This window comes from Phyllobacterium sp. (assembly GCF_037994405.1).
Classification (GTDB): Bacteria; Pseudomonadota; Alphaproteobacteria; order Rhizobiales; family Rhizobiaceae; genus Phyllobacterium.
Genome location: NZ_JBBNAN010000227.1, coordinates 1 through 2,191, shown reverse-complemented (window position 1 = coordinate 2,191; position 2,191 = coordinate 1). Strand labels below are relative to the sequence as shown.

General features: G+C 60.1%; 3 protein-coding genes and 1 pseudogene. 2 read left to right on the top strand and 2 right to left on the bottom strand.

The genetic code is table 11. The features are described 5' to 3' along the window. Positions 1-252: 252 nt before the first annotated feature. Both AAAC48_RS12465 and AAAC48_RS12460 read left to right on the top strand, forming a co-directional pair. Entirely contained in the window at positions 253-1,257 is a 1,005-nt protein-coding gene (locus AAAC48_RS12465; protein ID WP_340654472.1) for a Fic family protein, read from the top strand. Beyond that, entirely contained in the window at positions 1,254-1,625 is a 372-nt protein-coding gene (locus AAAC48_RS12460) for a hypothetical protein (RefSeq protein ID WP_340654471.1), read from the top strand. Before AAAC48_RS12465 ends, AAAC48_RS12460 begins: the two co-directional genes overlap by 4 nt. Here AAAC48_RS12460 and AAAC48_RS12455 read toward each other — a convergent pair. Both AAAC48_RS12455 and AAAC48_RS12450 read right to left on the bottom strand, forming a co-directional pair. Continuing rightward, entirely contained in the window at positions 1,547-2,053 is a 507-nt protein-coding gene (locus AAAC48_RS12455; RefSeq protein WP_340654473.1) for an ATP-binding protein, read from the bottom strand. The two genes, AAAC48_RS12460 and AAAC48_RS12455, sit on opposite strands and share 79 nt — an antisense overlap. Before the next feature lie 26 nt (positions 2,054-2,079). After that, positions 2,080-2,191, bottom strand: a pseudogene (locus tag AAAC48_RS12450) (IS110 family transposase); the annotation flags it as partial.

Genomic DNA, 2,191 nt, shown 5'->3' with positions numbered 1-2,191 from the left:
TTCAATACCGCTTAAAGCGCCTAGTCTCGGACAAACGCCTCATCATGGAAGGTGGGGGGCGGTGGGCGAGATACCGACTGCCGGACATCGTTTCGAAGGCGGCGCCATCTGGTGAGGACCAAACCTTCGCGATTGCCCTATCCGAGGCGGCCAAATCTGTGCGCGATTACGTGACAGGCGCCCGAAGCCCGCACCCCGGTGGGTTACAACCGCGACTTCCTCGACCAATATCGTCCCAACCTAACTTTCTATTTGAACGAGGCCGAGCGCGCGCATTTGGCGTCTGTTGGGCGACCGCAGATCGCCGAGCAGCCAGCAGGGACCTACGCCAAGCAAATCCTCAACAGGCTCCTTATCGATCTCGCCTGGAATTCGAGCCGACTCGAAGGCAACACCTATTCGCTGCTCGACACGAAGCGCCTCATCGAGTTCGGGAAAGAAGCGGAAGGACACGCTCATCTCGAGGCGCAGATGATCCTCAACCACAAGGACGCCATCGAATTCCTCGTCAGCGCTGCCGGCGACATCGGCTTCAACCGTTACACGATCCTCAATCTGCACGCGCTTCTAGCCAACAACCTTCTTGCCGACCCGTCCGCCGCGGGCAGGTTGCGCTACATCGCGGTGGGGATCGAGCGATCCGCTTTCCTTCCGCTGGAGGTGCCGCAGCTCATAGAGGAAGCTTTTGATCAGATCCTCACCACCGCCGACGCCATCGGCGACCCGTTCGAACAGGCATTCTTTGTCATGGTGCAGCTTCCCTATCTTCAGCCCTTCGACGATGTGAACAAGCGCGTATCGCGCCTCGCCGCCAACATCCCCCTCATCAAGACCAACCTTTCGCCACTGTCCTTCGCGGACGTGCCGAGGCAGGCCTATACCGAGGCAGTGCTCGGCGTTTACGAGCTGAACAAGATTTATCTCCTAAAAGACCTCTTCCTGTGGGCCTACGAACGGTCAGCAGCGCGGTATGCCGCCGTGCGCCAATCACTGGGCGAGCCCGACCCCTTCAGGCTTCGCTATCGGACAGAACTCCGCGAGATCGTTGCCGAAGTGATCCGCGCAATGGCAGGCCGGAAGGAGGTGGCCGCACGCATTGGCGCCTGGGCGGCCGACAGAATCGATCCCGCCGACCGTGAGCGTTTTGTCGAGATCACGGAAGCGGAGTTGACGAGCCTGCACGAAGGTAATTTCGCGCGCTACCAAGTGCGGCCCACGGAATTCGCGGCATGGCGCAAAGTCTGGGAGGCGAGATGATCGTCGCCGCTGACGACTTCGCCCGCCGGTTTTCCATGCGCCCGGGCGGGCTAATGTGGTTGCTCGGGGCTGGGGCTTCCGCCGCAGCAGACGCGTCTCACCAAAAACCGCTTCCGAGCTGGCAAAATCCTGCAGTCCGCAGATCGCTCCAAGAGTTCCTCGACGGCCTCGATCGGTTTCCCCCAACGGGTGCTCCCGATGAATATGCTGCGCTGTTCGAAGCGGCCTATCCAAGTGAAAACGACCGCAGGACGTACATCGCGGCCAAGCTAAACGGCGCCAAGCCATCCTACGGCCACATGGCGCTGGCTACCTTCATGAAGGCTAGTCGTACCAAAATTGCGCATTTCGCTGAAGTGGGACATTGATTCCGGCAAGTGGCGGGCGGAGTTTCTGGTAAATCCGGGACAGTTTTAATGGCGTCGTTTTGCGAGCCTGTTGTTGAAAACTTTGCCATGATTTCCGGGATCTCGTTGCCGGTCAAGATGGGTGCTGCTTTTTGCTCGCGCCTGCTGTCTCCCTCGAGGCTGATGCGGTGGGCATTATGGACGATGCGATCGAGAATGGCGTCAGCGACGGTTGCGTCACCGATCAGGTCATGCCAGGCGGATATGGGAACCTGGGCCGTGATCAGGGTTGAACGGCGCTGATAGCGCTCTTCAACAAGTTCGAGCAGAGGAAAGCGCTGCTGATCGGTCAGGGAATGGGTTGCAAAGTCGTCAAGGATGAGCAGTTGCGCTCTGGCGAGTTTGTCCATGAGGCGTGGAAAGCGGCCATCGAGGCGGGCAAGAGCCAGATCCTCGAAGAGACGAGGCGCCCGAACCGTGGCTCGCCCCGTTTGTAAGCGAGCAACGTCCGGAGCAGCGCCTCGCCGTCGATCTTGTCGGTCTTTGCCCGCCGCCGCCAGCGCGGGGTTGCAATCGATACCGGATCG